This window comes from Oenococcus kitaharae DSM 17330 (assembly GCF_000241055.1).
GTDB classification, from domain to species: Bacteria; Bacillota; Bacilli; order Lactobacillales; family Lactobacillaceae; genus Oenococcus; species Oenococcus kitaharae.
The window spans coordinates 1,722,004-1,744,950 of the sequence record NZ_CM001398.1 but is presented as its reverse complement, the minus strand read 5'-3'; the positions used below and the strand labels follow the sequence as shown (position 1 = coordinate 1,744,950).

The following is a 22,947-nucleotide window of genomic DNA, read 5'->3' as shown; positions in this document are numbered from 1 at the left end:
GTCTGGATGAGTCTTGCGATTTAATGGAAAGAAAATTTTAATTACGATAGCTTCGATTATCGTAGCTGTGGGTCTTATTGTGGGCTCAAGTGTCTTTTACGGCAGAGCTAGCGGTATTCCGGTGATACAGCGTTTCGCCTCGGATATGGCGGCTTTTTTTGGTCGCGGTGTTTCAGCACCAACCAGTGTCTTGAGCCGATCAACAAATTCATTAACACAACTATTTAAGACTTATGAAGAAAACCAGCATTTGGTTAAAAGAGTTGACCGCATTGCGGCTGATCAAATTCGGATTCAGACCTTGGAAAAAGAAAATAAGGAACTGAAGGCCAATTTAAAACTGAAAAATTCACTGACTGATTATCAGACTGTGAGCGCCGTTGTTATCAGCCGCACACCCAGCAGCTGGAATTCACAGTTGATTATTAATCAAGGTATTAATGCCGGCATTAAAAAGAATGCGCCTATCCTGGATTCTCGGGGATTGATCGGCAAAGTGAGTCAAGTGTCGAATACAAGCAGTAAAGTGACGCTTATTTCGAATATGACGGCTGATGCTGATCGTTTTCCAGTACAGGTCAACAGCGGCAGCACAACGATTAACGGTGTCATTTCTGGCTATAACCGCAGTAGTGATCAACTGATTTTAGATGAGCTCAGCACGCAATCAACGATTAAAAAAGGCAGTTTGGTGCAGACATCGGGACTTGGCGGCATCCTGCCTAAGGGTTTATACGTTGGCCGAGTTGCGAGCGTACGTGATGATGCTTATGGCGTTGCCAAACAAATTTATATTCGTCCCGCCGCCGATCTATCCGATATTTCCAGCGTTCTCGCGGTCACTCAGGTAGGTGGGGAATGAATAATCGCCATGTTTCGACGCATCGTTTTTTCCGTCCCGCTATTGTTTATCCAGTTATTTTAATTGTGTTAATATTCGTTGATGGCTCATTAATGGCGGCTTTTTCCGGTTTTTTGTCTTTTGCAAACTGGACAATTCTGCCCAATCTGACTTTTATTGGCATTTTTTACACGATTCATTTTCGGTCCGATCGCCATTTTCATTTTTGGTGGTGGCTGGTATTACTTGGGTTGCTCTTCGATCTTTATTACACACAGTCTATTGGCAGCTATCTAACCGCTTATCTTTTATCCGCTTATACTGTCTTCTTGCTGGATCCACATATTCCCTATCGAATTCTCTCTTCGTTTTGGACAGTGGCAACCGGTTTGCTTGTTTTTTACAGCCTCATTTATATCACCGGTATCTTAACCGGGGAAGTTAATATTAGTCTGGTTAATTACCTGATTTTCACTGTATTTCCAACGATTTTCATAAATAGTCTTATTGAGATGATATTTTATCGTCCGGTTGAGTCTTTGACTTATATAATTAATAGCTAATCCCATGAATTTATTTTTCTACATAATTTCGGTTATATTATTGCTGAATGCTTTCTTTGCGGTTGTAACGGTTTTCTGGAGCAAAAGAGAGGTTAGCAGAATTTGGGCATGGCTAGTTGTCCTGTTATTTGTACCTGTTTTTGGCTTTGTTATTTATTGGTTTACAGGACGCCGAATCTCTGATAAAAAAATTTTTGATTTTACCAGTCAGGAAATTGTTGGCCGAGAACAGATTCGGGATAATCAAAAATATTACAATCATCATTTGAAGCTGGATGAAAATGCCACAATGCTTTCTAAACTGTTTGCCAGTAACAGCGGAGCGATTCTGACCTATGGCAATGATCTTGATACCTTTTTTGATGGTCAAGATTTTTTTGATGATTTATTTCTTGAAATCGAGAAGGCACAGGACCATATTCATTTGGCTTTTTTTTCTATTTTTGACGATCCAACCGGTAACAAGCTAATTGATCTGCTGACCAAAAAAGCCCAAGCAGGTGTTGAAGTTCGTGTGATTTATGATGCTTATGGTTCTCACGGTACTCATCGCCGTATGTACCGCCGCTTACAGCAGGCTGGTGGTATCATTTATCCTTTTTTAACGCGGCGTTTTCAGCTGCTTGCGTTGAGAATCAATTTTCGTTTTCACCGCAAGGTTGTCGTCATCGACGGAAAAGTTGGCTATATCGGCGGCTTTAATGTTGGTGACCAGTATCTGGGGAAATCAAAAAAATTCGGTAATTGGCGTGATTCACAGTTGAAAATTGTTGGAGATGCCGTTCTGTCATTGCAATCACGTTTCTTTATTGATTGGAATGCCACAGCTAAGGAAGATGACAAATTATCTTTTCTGGCGGATTACTTTCCAGCAACACAAGTCAACGGTATTCATCCGATTCAAATTGTTTCGTCCGGCCCGGAATCGCTTGTTGATCAGATTAAACAAGGCTATTTGAAAATGATTAGTCTTGCTACAAAAACGATTACGATTCAGACGCCATATTTAATTCCCGATCAACCGATTTTTGAAAACCTGCTGATTGCTCTGGCTGCCGGTGTTAAAGTAGATGTTTTTATTCCCAATCGACCAGACCATCCCTTTGTTTATCGCGCAACACAGTATTATGCACAAGAGTTGATACAGGCTGGCGCACATGTTTATCGTTATGATAATGGTTTTCTGCACAGCAAATTATTAATGATCGATGATGAAATTATCAGCATTGGTTCTGCTAATATGGATATTCGGTCCTTTGAATTGAGTTTTGAAGCAAATGCTTTTATTTACAGTGCCAAGTTTGCCAACAAAATCAAGAATCAAATCACTAAAGATGTGTCACAGTCAAAACTTCTGAGTCAGGAAGATTTCGATGGACAGGGGGTTTGGATGACGGTACTGCAAAAGTTTTCGCGCTTACTGTCACCGATCCTGTGAAAAATATGAAAAAATTAGCCAATGGTATCAATTTAAATGTCTTAACGACTGATAAATTTCAGTCAGTTAAAATTGTTGCGGAATTTTACGCTCCCTTTGAAAAAGGCACGGCAGTCAATCGTGCGTTGCTGGCTCAAATACTGGAAGATAGTTCGGCCTTTTTTCCGAACCGACAGTTGCTGACTAAGAAACTTAATACACTTTACGGCGCACATTTTTCTGTGTCGACAAGTCGTTTTGGGCGGCTTTCCAAACTGCGTTTTGCACTGAAGATACCCAGCCCGCAAGCTGCGGGAGACCAGCAATTATTGGCAAAAAGTTTCAATTTTTTGTCCGGCCAGATTTTTAATCCGTTGATTGTTGATGGCTTATTTCCTGAGCATTTGTTTGAAAATGAAAAGCAGAATTTTCTTTCTGAATTTTTAGCAAATTTTGATAATAAAAGCTATAAGCTCCATGATCTGATTCTCAAAAAATATTTTGTCAATCCTGATTTTAGAATTCAACCCGAAGGGAGTCCTTTGTCAATCAGGCAGTTAACAAATGAAACCGTCGTTTCGGCTTACCATGCTATGCTGGCTAACGATGAAATGTCATTGGAAGTAGCTGGCCTCCCGAGTGAACTTGAAGTTGAAAAGTTGGTCGCTTCTTGGCCAAACGTTTCGCAAAACAGCCGGCCGATTCCCAACCCAGTCTATACACAAGCAGTAAAACCTGACCAATTTGCTGAACTGCACGAAAAGGGTGATCAGGCGCTCCTGGAACGAGCCTATAATTTTCTGGATTATGATTATCTGACTCAACAGAGATATACGGCGATGGTTTTTTCCCGCCTTTTTGGTGGTTCGAGTCAATCTTTGCTTTTTTTGAATATCCGTGAAAAATTACATCTGGCTTATTACGCAAATTCAACTTTTTTCGCCGTTGATGGTTGGATGACCGTTCAGGCAGGATTGGATAAGGATAATGTCGAACTTGTTAAAAATGAGATTGATCTGCAGCTGGAACGAGTTAAAAAGCAGGATTTTTCCAATGATTTGTTTACCACGATCAAAGAGGAGCTAGTTGCAGCTATTCAGGCGGGCGAGGACTACGAAGAGACTGCCATTGAGAAATCGATCAATGCTTTTTTGACTGGTTACGCTCTTTCCAGCAGCCAAATTATAGCCGTGATCCAATCTGTGACGCCTCAGCAGGTAGCAGATTTTGCAAAAAAGTCGGTAAAGCAAGCAGAGGCGGTTTTGATTAATGAAGATTGACGAATATTCGCAATTTAAACAGACTGTTTACAGTGAAACACTGACAGATGGTTTGAAAGTGACTTTGATGCCTAAGAAAGATTTTCATTCAGTTTTTGCCGCATTGTTCGTTGATGCGGGTGCTGTTGACCAGAAAATCGTCGATGAAAATGGCAAAGTGGTCACTTTTCCTTCGGGCATTGCGCATTTTGCTGAACACAAGATGTTTGAAAAAGAGCAGGGAGATGTGGACCAAATATTTAGCCGCTATGGTGCATTTTCAAATGCTTATACGAGCCAATCCCGCACTGTTTACTACTTTCAGGGAACAGAGGAGATTGCCGCATCGATCCGGCTGCTGCTGCATTTTGTTCAGGAACCTTATTATACGCAGAGTTCTATTAACAAGGAGCAGGGGATCATTGGCCAAGAGTTGGTCATGTACCAGGATATGCCGGATTGGGCACTTTCTTTTGGATTGATGGGTAATTTATACGCTCAACAGCCCTTGGCCCAAGATATTGCCGGCAAAGTATCGACGATCAGCCAATTAACCAGCGACATGCTTTATCAGTTTCACAAATACTTTTATCAGCCAAGCAATCTGCACCTCAAAATTTCAGGAAACATTGATCCACAGGCGACTATGGCTTTAATCAGAGACACGCAAAGGGAATTGTCGCGCCCGAAAATAGCGTTTACGTCGATGAGTTTGTTTGATAATCAAATCCCGATCCTTGCGTCAGGCAGCAGAAAGATGCCGATTTCTCAAACTTTAATTACAGCCGGTATTAAAGGCATAAACATGCCATCGAGCCGGGATGAAGCTATTGATTTGGCTTTTGCAAGTGATTTACTGCTGGATCTTTATTTTTCTGATTCATCTGACTGGTACATGAAAAATTACGATGCAGGTATTTTGAATGACGATTTTATGGCACAAGCAGAAATTGGCCGCAATTATCAGTTCATTAGTTTTAGCGGCCATGGCAAACAACAGAAAGCCTTCCAAGAGATTTTGTCTCAGTTAAAGCGCATATCTTTCGATAGCCGTTTAGCAAATGAATTCGAGGTCCAAAAATCAGCTACTTTTGGTGAGCTGTCGATGTCTTTGGATCAGTTGGAAAACAACGTTTTCACAGTTTTAGATGAATATGATACGGATAGCAATGTTTTTCAAATTACAGATAATCTCAAAAGCCTCACTTATAAGCGAGCAGTGGCTTTATTTGAAAAATATTACGATATAAATTCATTTAGTCGTTTTTCGATCGAACCGTTAGATTAAGATTGTTATAATCTTAATGAATGGATACTGATTACCAATCAATTGGAAAACGGCTGCAAGATGCACGTGAACAGCATGGTTTGACCTTAGAAGATATCTCCTCGTCGACTAAAATTCAAGTTCGTTATCTGCAAGCAATCGAAAATGGCCAAGTGAATAGGCTGCCTGGCCCTTTTTATGTGAAGGCATTTATACGTCAATACGCTAATACAGTGGACCTTGATCCAAATACAATTTTGGATACCATGCCAGCTGCAGATCGTGCTCGCCAGCCTAAAGATGACGGCGAGATTAAAGCCGGCCAGAACAGAGGTGTTTCTGCGCACTTATTTGATGGCTTTTCGGAAAACAAGCAGGAAGAGCGAGACAAAGATGCGAATGATTCTCTGTCTAATAATTCTATTCGAGTAGGGTCTGACAGGATTCCGCGTGCCGGCATGAATCTCTCCACACCAGTTACCCGCCGCCTGCTCAGCCGCCTGCCCGTTATTTTTCTAATTGTTGCGTTAATTATTCTGGCCTTTGCCTTATGGCTGGCATTTGGTAGAATTCGGCCAAGTTTATTTAGCCAGAATCCGGTTAATTCAAGTTCAACGAGTATTTCACAATCTAGCAGCAGCCGGCCGCAGTCCAGTAGTTCATCTGCCTCGTCTTCGTCCAATAGCCAGACGCAGCCTTTATCGAAACCGCAGTTTCAAAATAACACGGCGACCATGACCTTCTACGATACGGCGGACCATACGATTCAGATCCAGGCGGCCAATGCCGGATGGACGACAGTGACAGTGGATAATGTCCGTCAGTTTGCCAGTACAATTGCAGCAGGTGCCGAGCACGATACAACGCTAAGTGGTGACCAGAATCAAATTGTGATTCATTTAGGCAATCCATACAACACGAGAATCCTGTTTGATAATCAAGATACGCAGTTTATGTCTGGCTCATCGATTCTGATTACGAATATAATTATTAGACGGGAGAAAACACCGCAATGAATTTGCCTAATAAATTAACAACCTTTCGAATTTTAATGATTCCTTTATTTATTTTAATCTTATCGCTGCCTATCAATTGGTCGACGACATTCGGCCGGCCAAGTGGCTGGCTGCTGGCTGCTGTTATTTTCGCCTTGGCTTCGTTGACCGATTTACTCGATGGCAGAATTGCCAGGTCACGTCATTTGGTGACTAATTTTGGCAAGTTTGCTGATCCTTTGGCTGATAAACTGCTGGTGATGACCGCTTTGATCTTTCTGACTCAATTTGGCGCTGTTCCGGCTTGGATGACCGCTATTATTGTTATCCGCGAACTAGCCATCACAGGGTTAAGGACCTTAATTGTTGAAAATAACGGTACGGTTATGGCTGCACAGATGCCTGGCAAAATCAAAACATTCACACAGATGTTTGCCATTATTTTCCTGTATTGCAGCAACTTCGGCAGTCCTATTCCGATTGGGCAGATCTTAATTTATCTTGCTGTGATTTTTACAATTTATTCAGGGATCGATTATTTCGTTCAGAACCGTTCAGTATTCTCGGATGGCATGTGATTTAAAAAAATGCCCATGGTTTCGTATAACCACTGTAGAAAGTTAAGTATTTTTTAAATACGAACAAGCGTTCGCATTTTCTTGACTTTCGTAGCATAATAGATTGGTGAGGTTTTATGTCTGATGGAAGAAAGGCCGCATTAAATGCGGCATTAAAAAAAATTGAAAAGGATTTCGGCAAGGGATCGATTATGCGTTTAGGCGAAAATGCGCACACAAAGGTCGACGTGGTTTCAACCGGTTCTTTAAAATTAGATATTGCTTTAGGTGTTGGCGGTTATCCAAAGGGAAGAATCATCGAGGTGTTTGGCCCTGAGTCTTCTGGCAAGACGACTGTCGCGCTTCATGCTGTTGCCGAGATTCAAAAAAAGGGCGGCACGGCTGCTTATATTGATGCTGAAAATGCACTGGACGCGAAATATGCAGCTGCTTTAGGTGTTAATGTCGATGATCTGCTTCTGAGCCAGCCGGATACAGGCGAGCAAGGTTTGGAAATCGCTGATGATTTGGTTAATTCAGGTGCGATCGATATGCTGGTCGTTGATTCGGTTGCAGCTCTTGTCCCAAGGGCTGAAATTGAGGGGGAGATGGGAGATGCCCATGTGGGCCTGCAAGCGCGTTTGATGAGCCAAGCTTTGAGGAAATTGGCCGGTACTCTGAACCGAACAGGCACAATTGCCATTTTTATCAATCAGATTCGTGAAAAAATCGGGGTTATGTTTGGCAATCCCGAGACAACACCTGGCGGTCGCGCTTTGAAGTTTTATTCAACGGTACGTTTAGAGGTACGCCGGTCAACACAGATTAAAGACGGTACGAATATTATTGGTAATAATACGAAAATCAAGGTTGTCAAAAACAAAGTTGCACCACCTTTCAAAGTAGCCGAAGTGGATATTATGTATGGCAAAGGCATCAGTCAGACAGGTGAATTAATTGATTTGGCCGTTGATAAAGATATTATCGACAAGTCGGGCGCTTGGTATGCCTATAAAGGTGAAAAAATTGGTCAGGGACGCGTTAATGCAATTGCTTGGTTGGAAGACCCTGAACATCAAAAAGAACATGATACGATCTTTCAGGCGGTACGTGATGCTTATGGTATTGGCGCCAAAAAAAAAGTGACAACTGATACTGGCAAGGCTGTACCAATAGAAGATAGCAGCAGCGATCCTTTTGCTGACCCTAATTACAATCCAAAGGCCAGTGAATCTGACGATGCATTGACTGATGATGATATTTATTAATTTTTAAAAATCCGATGTTGTCGGATTTTTTTATAGAGTAAACTTGAACCAATGCAGACTACAAAAAACAATTTCAAACACCGCGTTAAAACATTTGGTTTGGTTGAAGAGATCTTTAATTCGATTACACACGGTTTAGGTTTAATAGCCGCGATTGTCGGAATTATATTTCTTTTCATCAAAGTCATCGACAAGGGCTACACGTCGGCTGTTGCCTTAACGGCATTCATTATCTATGCTGTCTGTTTGATCATTTTTCTGCTCAATTCTACTTTGTTTCATGCACTAATTTTCACAAGAGCCGCTTGGGTCTTTCAACATTTTGATCATCTGGGTATTTTTTTGATCATTCTAGCCACCTACACGCCCTTTTGCTGGGTCTTTATCAAGGATCCCGTTGCGATTTGGATTTGGGTTGCCAATCTCATTTTGGCACTTGCTGGTATCGTTTATGATTTCTTGTTTATTGGGCGCTATCGCTGGATCACTGTTTTGATTTATTTAGCTATGGGTTGGTTAATTGCCGTGATGTTCCCAATCATTCATCACAGCGTACCAGTATATTCGCTTTGGCTGTTATTTTTTGGTGGAATTGCTTATTCAGCAGGTACTTTTTTCTATTTGAATACTAAAATCTGGTGGAATCATGTTTGGTGGCATTTATTTGTGCTCTTAGGTACAGCTGCCATGTATTTTGCCATCTATCTTTCCATGTAATTGTATACTGCAAATAAGCGTAAGATAGATTTTAAAGTACATGTTCAAACTTGCCTTTAAAAATCTCAATAAATTGCTTGTCTCTTTCGCCTTTTTTTGCCTGTTTTTTCAAGTAGCGGCGGATTTGATTCTGCCTTCAATTACTGCCGATATTGTCAATATCGGTGTTGTGAGGAAAAACATTCCGTATATCTGGCACACGGGCTTGATTATGCTAGCCGTGAGTTTGTTAGGCATTATCGGTGCTGTATGTAACCAGCTGATAGCTGCGACGTCGTCACAGAAATTGGGTGTTAAACTGCGGCATTTTTTGTTTGCCAAAATTACGGCAATGGCAACGGCCGATTTCACTAAGATTGGTGAAGCCTCTTTGATTACTAGAACAACGAACGATGTTGTCCAGATGCAGAATGTGACCTACTCGATGCTTCGGATGATGGTGAGGGCACCGATGATGTTGGCTGGTGCGAGCCTGATGGCCTATTTTCAAAGTCCTCAATTAATGCTCGTCTTTGTAGCTGCCATCCCGATTTTGGCGATTGTCGTTTTACTGATTATGAGAAAGTCTGTGCCGCTTTTTAGAAAGATACAAGGGTTAACTGATCGCATTAATCTTGTGTTCCGAGAAGGGCTGACCGGTGTTCGGGTGATACGCGCTTTTAATCAGGATGCCTTTGAACAAAGACGCTTTGCTCGAGCTAATGGGAATTTGACTGATAATGCGATTAATGCCTATGTGACAACGAGCCTGATGAGTCCAACCATGACTTTTATTATCAGCGCTTCGAATATTGCCATTGTTTGGTTCGGTGCACATCTGATTGCCGGCAGCCAGATGCCGATTGGAAACTTGTTATCTTTTATTACTTATGCCACACAGATGCTGTTTGCATTTATGCAGTTGTCGATGATTTTTGTTATTGTACCCAGAGCTCAGGCATCCGCCCAGCGCATTCAGGAAGTTCTGGCTATTTCTGATACCATTCTTGATTCAAATAACGCTCAAACCGTGCCGAATATTACAAGTATTCGTTTTGCACATGTTGATTTTGCCTTCTCGCATTCAGCCGCGAGGGTATTAAAGGATATTAATCTGCAAGTTGGGCGTGGACAAACACTAGCAATTATCGGTGGTACAGGATCTGGGAAAAGTAGTTTAATTAATTTAATTCCCAGATTATTCGATCCGACAAAGGGTAGTGTATCAATCAACGACATTGATATTCGCCAATTCCGCCAAAGTGATTTGCATGAAAAAATTGCCTTTGCTAGTCAGAAATCTTTTTTATTCCAAGGCACTATTCGCAGCAATCTGCATTATGGCAATCCAAAAGCCAGTGAAGAAGAGATGTGGCAGGCGCTTCACACTGCTCAGGCTGACGCCTTTGTCAAAAAACAAGGCGGACTGGATGCACCTGTTGAGCAGAATGGCCAGAACTTTTCAGGAGGCCAAGTACAACGCCTGTCGATTGCAAGGGCTATTTTGAAAGATGCGGATGTCTACATTTTTGATGATACATTTTCTGCTCTGGATTTTAAGACCGATGCATTACTCAGGGCAGCACTGCATAAAGACAGCAAGATCAATCGGGCAATTAAAATTATTGTGGCACAGCGTATTTCAACGATTGCTGATGCAGACAGGATTCTCTTATTAGAGCAAGGTAGGATTTCAGCCTTTGGAACGCATACCGAATTGTTAAAAACTAGTACTGTCTATCGTGAGATCGTTAATTCTCAGCTGCATCGGGTTGACGCAGCTGCTGCGTTATCCGGAGACGAACATGCGTAATCCGGCTTCGAGAATGCGAGGCGGCAGCGGGCCAAGACCAATGGCACGGATTGCCGAACACGCTCATAATTTTTGGGGGACAACCTTTAGATTATTCAGATATTTGGGGAAAAATTGCTTCGGTGTCATCTTTTCGATTGCCTTGGCAATTATTTCGGTGCTGTTATCTGTCAGCGTACCGAAAATTTTAGGCGAAGCTACGACGATCATCTATCGTGGTGTTCGTGCCGGCTTGCAGTCGGGACGTTACCGGATTGATTATCATGCAATTATTTCAATTCTAGTGCTTGCATCTGTTTTATATGTTCTGTCTGCTCTGATGAGTTTTTTGCAGCAAGTGATAATGACTCATATATCACAACGTACCGTTTTTCGTCTACGTGCAGAATTTAAAGCCAAGATGGCCCGCCTTCCCGTGAGTTATTACGATCAGCACCAAAATGGCGATATGATGAGCCGCGTTGTTAATGACATGGATAACATTTCTGGGACTTTGCAGCAGGCTTTAATTCAAATTGCGGTCTCATCGATCACATTTGTTGCCGTGATTATTTTTATGCTGTCGATTAGCTGGATTCTGTCATTGCTGGCTTTTACGACGATTCCAATCAGCATTCTTCTTGTACGCTGGATTGCACCACACGCTCAGAAACTGTTTAGTAGACAGCAGGAGGTTCTTGGTTCGATGAACGGCCAGGTGGAAGAAACTTTTTCTGGTCATTTAATTATTAAAACTTTTGATCGTGAACAAGCTGTCACTGACAAGTTTGAAGAGCAGAGCAGGCGATATTACCACGCCGCTTGGAAAGCACAATTCATTTCTGTTCTGATTTTTCCGGCTATGCAGTTTCTAAATAATTTAGATTACTTGGTAATTGCTGTTTTCGGCGGGATTCAAGTTGCTAACGGCCAGCTGCCACTCGGAGATATTCAGGCATTTTTGCAGTATACAAATCAGTTTTCCCAGCCTGTCACCCAAATTGCTAATCTTAGCAACACGATTCAATCGACGATTGCAAGTGCCGAACGGATTTTTCAGGTCCTAGATGCTGAAGAAATGCCTAAAGAAATTTCGGCGGCCTCCACCTTTCCTAGAGAGTCATCACTGCCTTTAATTAGTTTTCATCATGTGGCATTTAGTTATGATAGTCACGCGCCTTTGATTCGAAATTATTCTTTAGATGTTCATGCGGGCCAAACGATTGCTATCGTGGGCCCGACGGGCGCTGGTAAAACGACTGTTATCAATTTGTTAGAACGCTTTTATGATGTTGATGCTGGCGTGATTCAGTATCGGGGCAGGGATATCAGGCAGATGACACGCCCTGAATTGCGTTCGCATTTCGCAATGGTTCTGCAAGAAACTTGGTTATTTACGGGCTCTGTTTTCGAAAACATTAAGTATGGCAATGAGTGGGCTACAAAAGATCAGGTGATTGCAGCGGCAAAGGAAGCTTATGCAGATACTTTCATCCAGCAGCTGCCTCAGGGTTATCAAACTCAGTTAAATGAGGCAGCCTCAAATATTTCTCAAGGCCAACGCCAGCTGTTAACGATTGCACGAGCCTTCCTCTCTGATCCTGAGATTTTAATCCTGGATGAGGCAACTAGCTCGGTGGATACGCGAACCGAACTTTTGATTCAAAACGCCATGGCTAAACTTCAGCGTTCACGTACCAGTTTTGTTGTTGCCCATCGTCTATCCACGATTCAGCAGGCGGATAACATCGTCGTGATGAATCATGGTTCAATCGTTGAGACTGGTACGCATCAGCAACTGCTTGATGCTAAGGGATTTTATGCGGATCTCTTTAACGCACAATTTGCTTCCGGCGATTAATGAGTTTTTTGTCCGAGCCGGGAACGAGTATAATTGTGATTTGTAATTTACAGGGGGTAATTTATGTCAGCTAAATCCGTTGATATTCATAATAAGCGTTACAGTCGATTTATGTTTGTCTTGGTCATCTTGTTTGCTACTTTTGCAGGTATGCTGATGCAAACATCTTTAGGGACGGCATTGCCGACTTTGATGGATGATTTCCATATTAATTTAGCCACGGCTCAGGAAGCCACGACCTGGTTTTTGTTGGCAAACGGGATTATGATTCCTGTTTCTGCGTATTTATCAACCAAATTTCCGACAAAAAAACTCTACATCTTTGCTTTTGGACTGCTTTTAGTTGGCCAATTTATTTCCTACAGCGCACCAGTCACAAATTGGACTTGGTTTTTAATTGGCCGAATCATTCAAGCGATTTCTGTCGGTATCACGATGCCTTTGATGCAGGTCGTTCTCGTCTATATTTTTCCAGCTGAAAAGCGCGGCGCGGCAATGGGCCTCAGCGGACTTGTAATTGGTATGGCTCCAGCAATTGGGCCAACACTGTCCGGTTGGATTTTGGACAGCAGCCACAGTTTTGCCTCTTTCACGCTATCCAACTCCTGGCGATCCATTTTTCTGCTGCCGATGGCCGTGATTGCATTAACTTTTCTTTTAAGTTTTATTTTTTTGCGCGATGTCATTCCAAACCAGCCAGTTCACCTTGATTTTCGTTCTTTGGTTCAATCGACGCTTGGTTTTGGCCTATTTTTGTGGGGTTTGACTAATGTCGCTAACGCAAATTATGGCGGCTGGACAGATATGACGCATGTGATTATTCCTGGCGCAGTAGGCATTTTTTTCATCATTATTTTCTTGTGGCATCAGTTAGAAATGCGGCATCCCTTCCTGGATATACGTGTTTTTGCTGTCAAACAATTTTCGGTAACAACGGTTTTGATTTCGCTTTCTATGATGGCCATGATTGGCATTGAGATGATGCTGCCGACCTATCTTCAGCAGCTCCGCGGGCTTTCACCTCTATCATCGGGGCTTACTTTACTGCCTGGTGCGCTTTTAATCGGTATTATGTCACCGATTGCTGGGGCTGTTTATGATCGAAGCGGGGCAAAGCGCTTGGCACGAGTTGGATTTTTGATCCTCCTGATTGCCACGATTCCTTTCTTGTTTTTTGGCCTGAATACACCAAGGGATTTCATTACGGTTTTCTATAGTCTGAGAATGTTTGGTATTGCTATGGTGATGATGCCGTTGACAGCCTCGGCGATGTCTGCACTGCCAAAAGAAAAAGCGGCAGATGGTACGGCCTCAAATAATACAGTCAGGCAGGTATTGACCGCGATGGTTGTTTCTTTGCTATCTTCCGTGACACAAAACATTGCCAATACCAATGCACCTGTGGCTTCTCTAAAACAGCAGAATATTTTTGAATTCGGTCAGCGAACATTGGATGCTTCTTTAAAGGGTTTCCATGTTTCGTTTGCGATTTCCTTATTTTTTGCACTCTTAGGATTAATTCTGGCAGGCATGCTGCATTCTGGCAAAGTCATTGAGCAAGATCCTGATTTACTGGATGAGAAGGGAGGCAATTAGGCATGATTTTTCTATTAGTCATTTTTTTCACTGCTGCGGCCTTCGTTAGTTGGATGCTGATTAAACATGCGTTTCCCCGCTGGTTCTTTGGACTGATCTTCACTGGCCTGCTATTAGCCAGCGTGATCTTGATGACCTTGAATATGAGCAGGCATTTTGGTATGAACCGCAGCGTTACAACGCAAAAGCAAGAGATTTATTCGATGGCCGGCAGCAAGCTGGCAGCTGGGATCTTAGCTACGACGAAAAATAAGAATATTGGGAGCGACTTGGACATTTATTTATACAAAGACCAAGCAGGATCCCAACAGACTAAAACAAGCGTGCCGAATATTCATCGTACAATTTCCTTTGAAGGTGCTGATTCGAATCGCGCATATAAAGTCACACATACTTATCGTTGGCACTATAACGGTGCTCTATCACGGGTTTTGTTTGGAATTGGTCATTTGGATCGGGTTATTAGCCGGCAGGAGGTTGTTTTCCAAATTCCATCTCAGCAATGGATTCAGCTCACAAGCGATCAGCTTCGACGGCTACAGAATCTGTTGGCAAATCCAGCCAAGATAACTGATGCAAAAGTATCGATGCTATTATCGGCCTCCTCTCAAGCATTGCTAAACGGCCGGAGTAATCAAGCTGCGCGCATGCAAGTTGCGGCCATTCGAGAATTATTGTCAATCGCCCCAAGTGCAGCTGATAAAAAATTAGCCAAACAGCTATCCTCGTCTGCCGCTGCCTCAAGCCGAGCTCAAGCGCTGTCCTCTAGCATCGCCGCTTCGCAAGCTGCATCAGTTTCTGCATCATTGGCTGCGGATGCCCAAGCTCAAGCCGCGTCTGCTGCTCAGTCTCAGGCTGCAGCTGATTCTGCAGCATCGGCTCAAACGCAAGTATCAGCATCGAGCTCAGCAGGGAACTCAAGTAGTGGCACAACGAATACACCTTAATGAGATCAATGCGCTTAGTTCCAAACATATTTTCAATTATCTGTTATACTAAAGGAGTATTAATCGGTATGGTTCCAAGAATCAAATGTTTCAAAGCTCTGCACCAATTATTTACAAATAAGATGCACTAGGTGCAGAAAGAATTTTTTCATGGAAACAGGTACAGTTAAATGGTTTAATGCCGATAAAGGCTATGGTTTTATCACTCGTGATAATGGTGGAGATGTCTTCGTACATTTCTCTGCTATTCAGACTGATGGCTTCAAGTCATTGGATGAAGGCCAAAAGGTTACGTTTGAAGTTGAAGACGGACAGCGTGGACCGCAAGCTATCAACGTTAACAAAGTTAACTAAGTAAAGCTTGTAATTAATCGGCTTCTTGTGTATAATTTATGCACAGTGAGGTCGATTTTTAAAATGCGGTTATGGCAATATTGTCCCGTAACTGCTTCAAAGCGCAGATCCAATGTGATCCGCGCTTTTTTACGCTCATAATTTCACATAAAACGCATCTTTTTATGATTGAAGCTGAGCAGTCGACTAACACAGATAAAAATTGGAGGAATTACATTGGTTGCACACAACGTGAAGATAAACAAGCATGTCACTCGACGCAGTTACTCTTCTGCTAAAGAAGTGCTTGAAATCCCGCCATTGACCGAAGTCCAGACTGCGTCTTACAAGTGGTTTTTGGATAAGGGCATTCGGGAAATGTTTAACGATATCATGCCGATTGAAGATTTTGCCGGCAAACTGTCACTTGAATATGTTGACTATTCATTAGGAGAACCAAAGTATACGTTAAAAGAATCGCGTGAGCAGGGAGTTAATTACGCTGCACCGCTTCATGTGACTTTGCGTTTGACGAACAAAGAGACTGGCGAAATCAAATCGCAGGATGTTTACTTTGGTGAATTTCCGCTGATGACCGAATATGGTTCTTTTGTGATTAACGGCGCTGAGCGTGTCGTTGTTTCACAGCTTGTTCGTTCCCCCGGGATTTATTACAACGAAGATACCGATAAGACTGGCAAGACTGTTTTTGGCACAACTGTGATTCCTAATCGTGGTGCTTGGTTGGAATTGGATACTGATGCCAAAGGGATTGCCAATATTCGTATCGACCGTACCCGTAAACTGCCAATCACAGAATTGATCCGTTCATTTGGCTTTGGTTCTGATTCAGAAATTCAGGATATCTTTGGTGATGATGTTGAATCTTTGAATTTGGCTATTGAAAAAGATGTTCATAAGGATGCTTCGATGTCACGTGTTGGCGAGGCCTTGGAAGATATTTATGAGCGTTTGCGTCCTGGTGAGCCAAAGACGATCGATTCCTCTCGTTCTCTATTGGCAGCACGTTTCTTTGATCCAAAGCGTTATGATCTTGGCAACGTGGGCCGCTACAAGGTTAATAAAAAGCTTTCGTTGAAATCTCGTCTTTTAGGTCAGACCTTGGCTGAAGATATTCTTGATGAACAAGGCAATGTCTTGGTTGCCAAGAATACAGAGATCGATAAAAAAGCCATGAAACTGCTTTCGCCGTTATTAGATAAAGACGATTTTAAGATGACTGTTTTGCAGCCTGACGAAGAAGGTGTTCTGCCTGATCCGATCAAATTGCAGGTTATTAAGATTTTTAGTAAGAATGATCCAACTAAAGCAGTTAAATTAATCGGAAACGGCCATATTGACGAATCAATTCATCACATTCTGCCTGCCGATATTTTGGCTGGTATGAATTATTTCTTTAACTTGCAAGAAGGTATCGGTGCGACCGATGATATTGACCATTTGGGCAATCGCCGTATCCGTTCTGTTGGCGAGTTATTGGAGAACCAATTTAGAATTGGCTTGACACGTATGGAGCGTGTGGTTCGCGAGCGTATGTCTATCCAGGATTCTGATACTGTGACACCTCAGCAGTTAATCAACATCCGCCCTGTTGTGGCGGCTGTCAAAGAATTCTTTGGTTCTTCTCAGCTTTCACAATTTATGGATCAGACCAACCCACTTGGTGAGTTGAACCATAAGCGTCGTTTGTCAGCCTTGGGACCTGGTGGATTGACACGTGATCGTGCTGGTTATGAAGTTCGTGATGTTCATTATTCACACTATGGCCGAATTGACCCGATTGAAACGCCAGAAGGTCCGAACATCGGTTTGATTACGTCACTGGCTGTCTATGGCCGGATTAATGAATACGGTTTTATTGAGACACCTTACCGTCGTGTTGACTGGGATACACATAAAGTCACAGACAAGATCGATTATTTGACGGCCGATGTCGAAGATAATTACACGATTGCACAAGCGAACTCGGAATTAAATGATGATGGTTCTTTCGTTAATGCGACCGTTACTGCACGTCATGGTGACAACAACATTGAAACGCCAATCGAAGATGTTGATTATATGGATGTTTCTCCTAAACAGGTTGTAGCCGTTTCGACTGCTGCGATTCCTTTCTTGGAAAACGATGATTCCAACCGTGCTTTGATGGGTGCTAATATGCAGCGTCAGGCTGTTCCGTTGGTTGCACCGCATTCGCCGATCGTCGGTACTGGTATTGAATACCGTGCCGCTGTCGATTCAGGATTAGCTCAGATCGATGAAGCCAAAGGAACTGTTGAATATGTCGATGGCCGTGATATCAAAGTTCGTGAGGATGATGGCAATCTGCACGAATATCCATTGATGAAGTTCCAGCGCTCTAATGGCGGCAAAAATTATAACCAAACACCTATCGTCAAAGTTGGCGAGACTGTCGAAAAAGGCGATGTCTTAGCTGATGGGCCTTCGATGGAAAATGGCGAACTGGCTCTTGGCCAGAACCCAATTATTGCCTTTATGACTTGGCATGGCTACAACTTCGAAGATGCGATCGTCTTAAACGAACGCCTCGTTCGTGATGATGTTTATACTTCTATCCATATTGAAGAACATGAATCAGAGGCACGTGATACAAAGTTAGGACCTGAAGAGATTACTCGCGAGATTCCTAACGTTGGTGAAGATCAGCTTAAAGATCTTGATGATTCCGGAATCATTCGTATTGGTGCCGAAGTCGAAGACGGCGATATTCTGGTTGGTAAAATTACACCAAAGGGTGTGACCGAATTATCGGCTGAAGAGCGCCTGCTGCATGCTATCTTTGGTGAAAAAGCCCGCGAAGTTCGTGATACTTCTTTGCGTGTTCCTCATGGCGGCGGCGGAATTGTCCAAGATGTTGAAATCTTCACACGTGATAATGGTGATGAATTAGCACCCGGTGTTAACATGATGGTTCGTGTCTTTATTGCCCAGAAACGCAAGATTCAAGTTGGTGATAAGATGGCCGGACGTCATGGAAATAAGGGAACTGTTTCAGTTGTTGTTCCTGAAGAAGACATGCCGTTCATGCCTGACGGTACGCCGATTGATATTCTGCTTTCACCAATGGGTGTGCCATCTCGTATGAACATTGGACAAATTTTGGAACTGCATCTTGGCATGGCAGCCAGAAAATTGGGTATTAAAGTTATGACACCGGTCTTTGATGGTGCCTCTGATGATGAAATTATTGATGCCTTAAAAGAGGCTGGTCTAGATGAAGACGGTAAGACCGTTCTTTATGACGGTCAGACTGGCGAAGCTTTTGATAATCGTATTTCCGTCGGTGTTATGCACTATATGAAGCTGGCCCACATGGTTGATGATAAAATCCATGCACGTTCAATCGGACCTTATTCGTTGGTTACACAACAGCCTTTGGGTGGTAAAGCCCAGTTTGGCGGCCAGCGTTTCGGCGAAATGGAAGTTTGGGCACTTGAAGCTTATGGTGCTGCCTATACTTTGCAGGAAATCATGACCTATAAGTCTGATGATGTGCGCGGTCGTAATAAGGTATTTGAGTCCATTGTTAAAGGACAAGCTATTCCAAAGCCCGGCGTTCCCGAATCTTTCCGTGTCCTTGTTAAAGAATTACAAGCCTTAGGTCTTGATACCAAAGTGCTGGACGGCAAGGGTCAAGAAGTTCGTATGGCGCAGATGGACGAGGACGATAATGTTGCCACGGTTGATGCTCTTGAACAAATCGCTAAAGAAAAACCTGACTTGTTTAAAGGCGATGACGATGACAAACCTCGCATTGCAGCAAAAAATCTCGATGAAGAAAATATATAAGGAGAAATGACTTGGCAATAGACGTTAATAAATTTGAATCTATGCAAATCGGTCTCGCTTCACCTGCTAAGATCCGTGAATGGTCTTATGGTGAAGTGAAAAAGCCGGAAACGATTAACTATCGTACGTTAAAAGCTGAACGTGATGGTCTTTTTGACGAAAGAATTTTCGGACCGATCAAAGACTATGAATGTGCCTGTGGTAAATACAAGCGAATCCGTTATAAGGGAATCGTTTGTGATCGTTGTGGTGTTGAAGTGACAAGTTCCAAAGTACGTCGTGAGCGTATGGGGCATATCGAACTTGCTGCACCAGTGACACACATCTGGTACTTCAAGGGTATTCCTAGCCGTATGGGCTTGATTCTTGATATGAGCCCGCGCTCCCTTGAAGAAATCATTTACTTCGCTAGCTATGTTGTCATAAATCCTGGCAGTACACCGTTGGAGAAAAAGCAGCTGATCACTGAAGCCGAGTATCGTCAGTACGTTGACCAATACGGTGCAGATGCTTTTGATGCCAAGATGGGTGCTGAGGCTATCAAGGAATTGTTGGCTGAAGTAGATTTGGCTAAACAGGCTAAAGAATTAAAGGCTGAATTAAAGGAAGCAACTGGTCAAAAGCGGACTCGTGCAGTTCGTCGTTTGGACATTGTTGAAGCCTTCTTGCAGTCTGGCAACAAACCTGAATGGATGGTTTTGGATGTTATTCCAGTTATTCCACCAGATTTGCGCCCAATGGTTCAGTTGGAAGGCGGCCGTTTTGCCACTTCTGACTTGAATGATCTCTACCGTCGTGTCATTAACCGTAACAATCGTTTGAAGCGGCTGCTCGATTTGAATGCACCTGGTATTATTGTGCAAAACGAAAAACGTATGCTGCAAGAAGCTGTTGATGCCTTGATTGATAATGGCCGTCGCGGACGTCCAGTCGCTGGTCCCGGAAATCGTCCTTTGAAATCGCTTTCTCATTTGCTGAAGGGCAAGCAAGGACGTTTCCGCCAGAACTTGTTAGGAAAGCGTGTTGATTATTCCGGCCGTTCTGTTATCGATGTTGGTCCCTTCTTGAAGATGAACCAGATGGGTCTTCCTCGCCAGATGGCTGTTGAATTATTCAAGCCCTTTATCTATAATCGCTTGATTGAATTAGGCACTGACAATGGTGGCGCAAACAACTTGCGTTCTGCACGTCGTTTGGTTGAGCGGCACGAAGATGTTGTTCAAGATGTTTTGGAACAAGTTGTTAAGGAACATCCAGTTTTGTTGAACCGTGCACCAACTTTGCATCGTCTTGGCATTCAAGCTTTTGAGCCAGTCCTGGTTTCTGGTAAAGCGATGCGTTTGCATCCTTTGGTAACAACTGCTTATAACGCCGATTTCGATGGCGATCAAATGGCGATTCATGTGCCTTTGTCCGATGAAGCACAAGCTGAAGCACGTTTGCTGATGCTGGCTGCTTCACATATCTTGGCACCTAAGGATGGAAAACCAATTGTGGCTCCGTCTCAAGATATGACGATTGGTAATTATTACTTGACGACTGAAGAAGCCGGTATCAAGGGTGAAGGCATGGTCTTTACTTCATCTGATGAAGTAAAGATTGCTTTACAGAATCACGAAGTTGAATTGCACACACGTATAGGTATTGCTACTTCGAGTTTTGGCCCGGACAAACCTTTCTCTGATCAGCAACGTTCTAGAATCATGGTAACCTCTGTTGGTAAAGTCCTTTTTAATGAAATTCTGCCGAAAGATTTTCCGTTTGTTAATGAACCAAAAGCTGCAAACTTTGATGCTATTGATGATCGTTTCTTCCTCGAACCTGGTACCGATATTCACGAATGGCTGAAGAATGAAGCTCTCAATGATCCGTTCAAGTCTGGTTTCTTGTCTGATATCATTGCTCAGATTTACGCTCGTTATCAAGTGACCCGCACATCTGTTTTGCTGGATGATATGAAGGACTTGGGTTATGACATTTCGACACGTTCCGGCCTGACAGTTGCGATGTCAGATGTTACAGAACTGCCTCAGAAAGCCCAGGTTATTAAAGAAGCTCACGAGAAAGTAGCTGCCATTACAAAACAGTTCCGTCGCGGTTTGTTAACTGATGATGAACGTTATATTCAAGTGACACAGACTTGGTCAGATGCGCAGGATAAGATCAAATCTATGCTGATCGCATCTTTCGATAAGAAGAACCCAATCTTTATGATGAGTGATTCTGGTGCCCGTGGTAACATTTCTAACTTCGTGCAGCTTGCTGGTATGCGTGGCTTAATGGCCGCACCAAACGGTAAAGTTATTGAACTTCCTGTTACAGCTAACTTCCGTGAGGGTCTCTCTGTTTTGGAAATGTTTATTTCAACTCATGGTGCTCGTAAAGGAATGACTGATACAGCTTTGAAGACTGCTAACTCTGGTTATCTGACACGTCGTTTGGTTGATGTTGCTCAAGAAGTGATTGTTCGTGAGGAAGACTGCGGCACGGACCGTGGCTTGGATGTCTCGGCGATCATGGATGGCAATGAAGTAATTGAGCCACTGTACGACCGAATTCTGGGTCGTTATGCAATGAAGGCCGTTATTGACGAAAAGACTGGTGAAGTCATCGTTGATAAAAACGAGATGATCGATGAAGCCGTCGCCAACAAAATTATTGATGCTGGTGTTCAAACAGTTACTATTCGTTCCATCTTTACATGCCGTACGGAACATGGTGTCTGTGTCAAATGTTACGGCCGCAACATGGCCACTGGCGACATCGTCGAAGTTGGTGAAGCTGTGGGTACTGTTGCTGCTCAATCTATTGGCGAACCCGGTACTCAATTGACTATGCGTACATTCCATACTGGTGGTGTTGCCATGTCTGAAGATATTACGCAAGGTCTTCCTCGTGTCCAAGAAATTTTTGAGGCCCGTAATCCAAAAGGACGTGCTGAAATTTCTGAAGTAACTGGAAAAGTCACTAGTATTGAAGAGAACCCTGCTGATCGCAGCAAGACGATTACGATTGAAGGAGAGACTGATACACGTCAATATGTGCTGCCAATCTCTGCTCGTCTGCGCGTTGCTGAAGGTGATGAAATTCACCGTTCTGAAGCGATCAATGAAGGACCTTTGGATCCTAAGGAATTAATCAAGGTTTCTAGTGCTTTGAAGACTGAAAACTATATGTTAGCCGAAGTCCAAAAAGTTTATCGTATGCAAGGTGTTGGTATTGCTGACAAACATGTCGAGGTTATGGTTCGGCAGATGCTCAGAAAGGTCCGGGTCATGGATCCAGGCCAGACAGATTTGCTCCCAGGAGAATTGCTTGATATTGCCGATTTCCGTCGTGCCAATAGTAAAGCAATCTTATCTGGCCAAACGGCCGCAACTTCTCGTCCAGTTTTGCTTGGTATTACCAAGGCATCTTTGGAAACTAATTCCTTCTTGTCGGCCGCATCATTCCAGGAGACTACACGTGTCCTGACAGATGCTGCTATCCGTGGCAAAAATGATCCTCTAGTAGGTTTGAAGGAAAATGTCATCATTGGTAAGGTTATCCCTGCAGGAACCGGTGTTGCCGCATATCGTCATATTAAAGACGAAGTGGTGGCTGCACCAGTGGAACCTTTAGAGAAAATCCCGACTCTTGATGAACTCCAGAAGAATTTTGATAAAAAAGCCCCTGCCAAATAACACTCTCCACCCCCCCCGTTTTTCAGCCTTTTGACTCGCTG

16 protein-coding genes are annotated in these 22,947 nt (G+C 43.1%); all 16 read left to right on the top strand.

The window, feature by feature from the left end:
* The first annotated feature begins 13 nt into the window (after positions 1-13).
* The 16 genes from mreC to rpoC all read left to right on the top strand — a co-directional run bounded on the left by mreC (position 14) and on the right by rpoC (position 22,906).
* The gene (gene mreC / locus OKIT_RS08790) at positions 14-862 is read left to right on the top strand and encodes a rod shape-determining protein MreC (RefSeq protein WP_007747162.1); all 849 of its coding nucleotides are present in this window, start codon (positions 14-16) and stop codon (positions 860-862) included.
* Positions 859-1,404 carry a rod shape-determining protein MreD gene (gene mreD, locus OKIT_RS08785; protein ID WP_007747156.1) on the top strand — a complete coding sequence of 182 codons (546 nt, stop codon included), beginning with the start codon at positions 859-861 and terminating at the stop codon, positions 1,402-1,404. The genes mreC and mreD overlap by 4 nt, the downstream gene beginning before the upstream one ends.
* A gap of 4 nt (positions 1,405-1,408) precedes the next feature.
* Positions 1,409-2,842 carry a cardiolipin synthase gene (cls, locus tag OKIT_RS08780; RefSeq protein ID WP_007747153.1) on the top strand — a complete coding sequence of 478 codons (1,434 nt, stop codon included), beginning with the start codon at positions 1,409-1,411 and terminating at the stop codon, positions 2,840-2,842.
* The gene (yfmF, locus tag OKIT_RS08775; protein ID WP_050804077.1) at positions 2,791-4,101 is read left to right on the top strand and encodes an EF-P 5-aminopentanol modification-associated protein YfmF; all 1,311 of its coding nucleotides are present in this window, start codon (positions 2,791-2,793) and stop codon (positions 4,099-4,101) included. The genes cls and yfmF overlap by 52 nt, the downstream gene beginning before the upstream one ends.
* Positions 4,091-5,368 carry an EF-P 5-aminopentanol modification-associated protein YfmH gene (yfmH, locus tag OKIT_RS08770; protein ID WP_007747151.1) on the top strand — a complete coding sequence of 426 codons (1,278 nt, stop codon included), beginning with the start codon at positions 4,091-4,093 and terminating at the stop codon, positions 5,366-5,368. Before yfmF ends, yfmH begins: the two co-directional genes overlap by 11 nt.
* Positions 5,369-5,388: 20 nt before the next feature.
* Positions 5,389-6,363 carry a helix-turn-helix domain-containing protein gene (locus tag OKIT_RS08765; protein WP_007747150.1) on the top strand — a complete coding sequence of 325 codons (975 nt, stop codon included), beginning with the start codon at positions 5,389-5,391 and terminating at the stop codon, positions 6,361-6,363.
* Positions 6,360-6,920 carry a CDP-diacylglycerol--glycerol-3-phosphate 3-phosphatidyltransferase gene (pgsA, locus tag OKIT_RS08760; protein ID WP_007747140.1) on the top strand — a complete coding sequence of 187 codons (561 nt, stop codon included), beginning with the start codon at positions 6,360-6,362 and terminating at the stop codon, positions 6,918-6,920. Before OKIT_RS08765 ends, pgsA begins: the two co-directional genes overlap by 4 nt.
* Before the next feature lie 116 nt (positions 6,921-7,036).
* A complete protein-coding gene (gene recA / locus OKIT_RS08755) occupies positions 7,037-8,167 on the top strand; it encodes a recombinase RecA (RefSeq protein WP_007747130.1) in 1,131 nt (376 codons plus the stop codon).
* Positions 8,168-8,218: 51 nt separating this feature from the next.
* Positions 8,219-8,884 carry a PAQR family membrane homeostasis protein TrhA gene (trhA, locus tag OKIT_RS08750; RefSeq protein WP_007747128.1) on the top strand — a complete coding sequence of 222 codons (666 nt, stop codon included), beginning with the start codon at positions 8,219-8,221 and terminating at the stop codon, positions 8,882-8,884.
* Between the two features lie 40 nt (positions 8,885-8,924).
* Entirely contained in the window at positions 8,925-10,676 is a 1,752-nt protein-coding gene (locus OKIT_RS08745) for an ABC transporter ATP-binding protein (RefSeq protein ID WP_007747122.1), read from the top strand.
* Entirely contained in the window at positions 10,669-12,516 is a 1,848-nt protein-coding gene (locus OKIT_RS08740) for an ABC transporter ATP-binding protein (protein WP_007747119.1), read from the top strand. Before OKIT_RS08745 ends, OKIT_RS08740 begins: the two co-directional genes overlap by 8 nt.
* Positions 12,517-12,579: 63 nt before the next feature.
* A complete protein-coding gene (locus tag OKIT_RS08735) occupies positions 12,580-14,112 on the top strand; it encodes an MDR family MFS transporter (RefSeq protein ID WP_007747116.1) in 1,533 nt (510 codons plus the stop codon).
* 2 nt (positions 14,113-14,114) lie between these two features.
* A complete protein-coding gene (locus OKIT_RS08730; protein WP_007747107.1) occupies positions 14,115-15,059 on the top strand; it encodes a DUF4811 domain-containing protein in 945 nt (314 codons plus the stop codon).
* A gap of 150 nt (positions 15,060-15,209) precedes the next feature.
* On the top strand, positions 15,210-15,413 hold the full coding sequence (locus tag OKIT_RS08725; RefSeq protein WP_007747105.1) for a cold-shock protein: 204 nt from the start codon (positions 15,210-15,212) through the stop codon (positions 15,411-15,413).
* A gap of 216 nt (positions 15,414-15,629) precedes the next feature.
* Positions 15,630-19,223, top strand: coding sequence for a DNA-directed RNA polymerase subunit beta (gene rpoB / locus OKIT_RS08720; protein ID WP_007747103.1), 3,594 nt, complete (start codon positions 15,630-15,632; stop codon positions 19,221-19,223).
* An 11-nt stretch (positions 19,224-19,234) separates the two neighbouring features.
* Entirely contained in the window at positions 19,235-22,906 is a 3,672-nt protein-coding gene (gene rpoC / locus OKIT_RS08715; protein ID WP_007747102.1) for a DNA-directed RNA polymerase subunit beta', read from the top strand.
* Positions 22,907-22,947 lie beyond the last annotated feature (41 nt).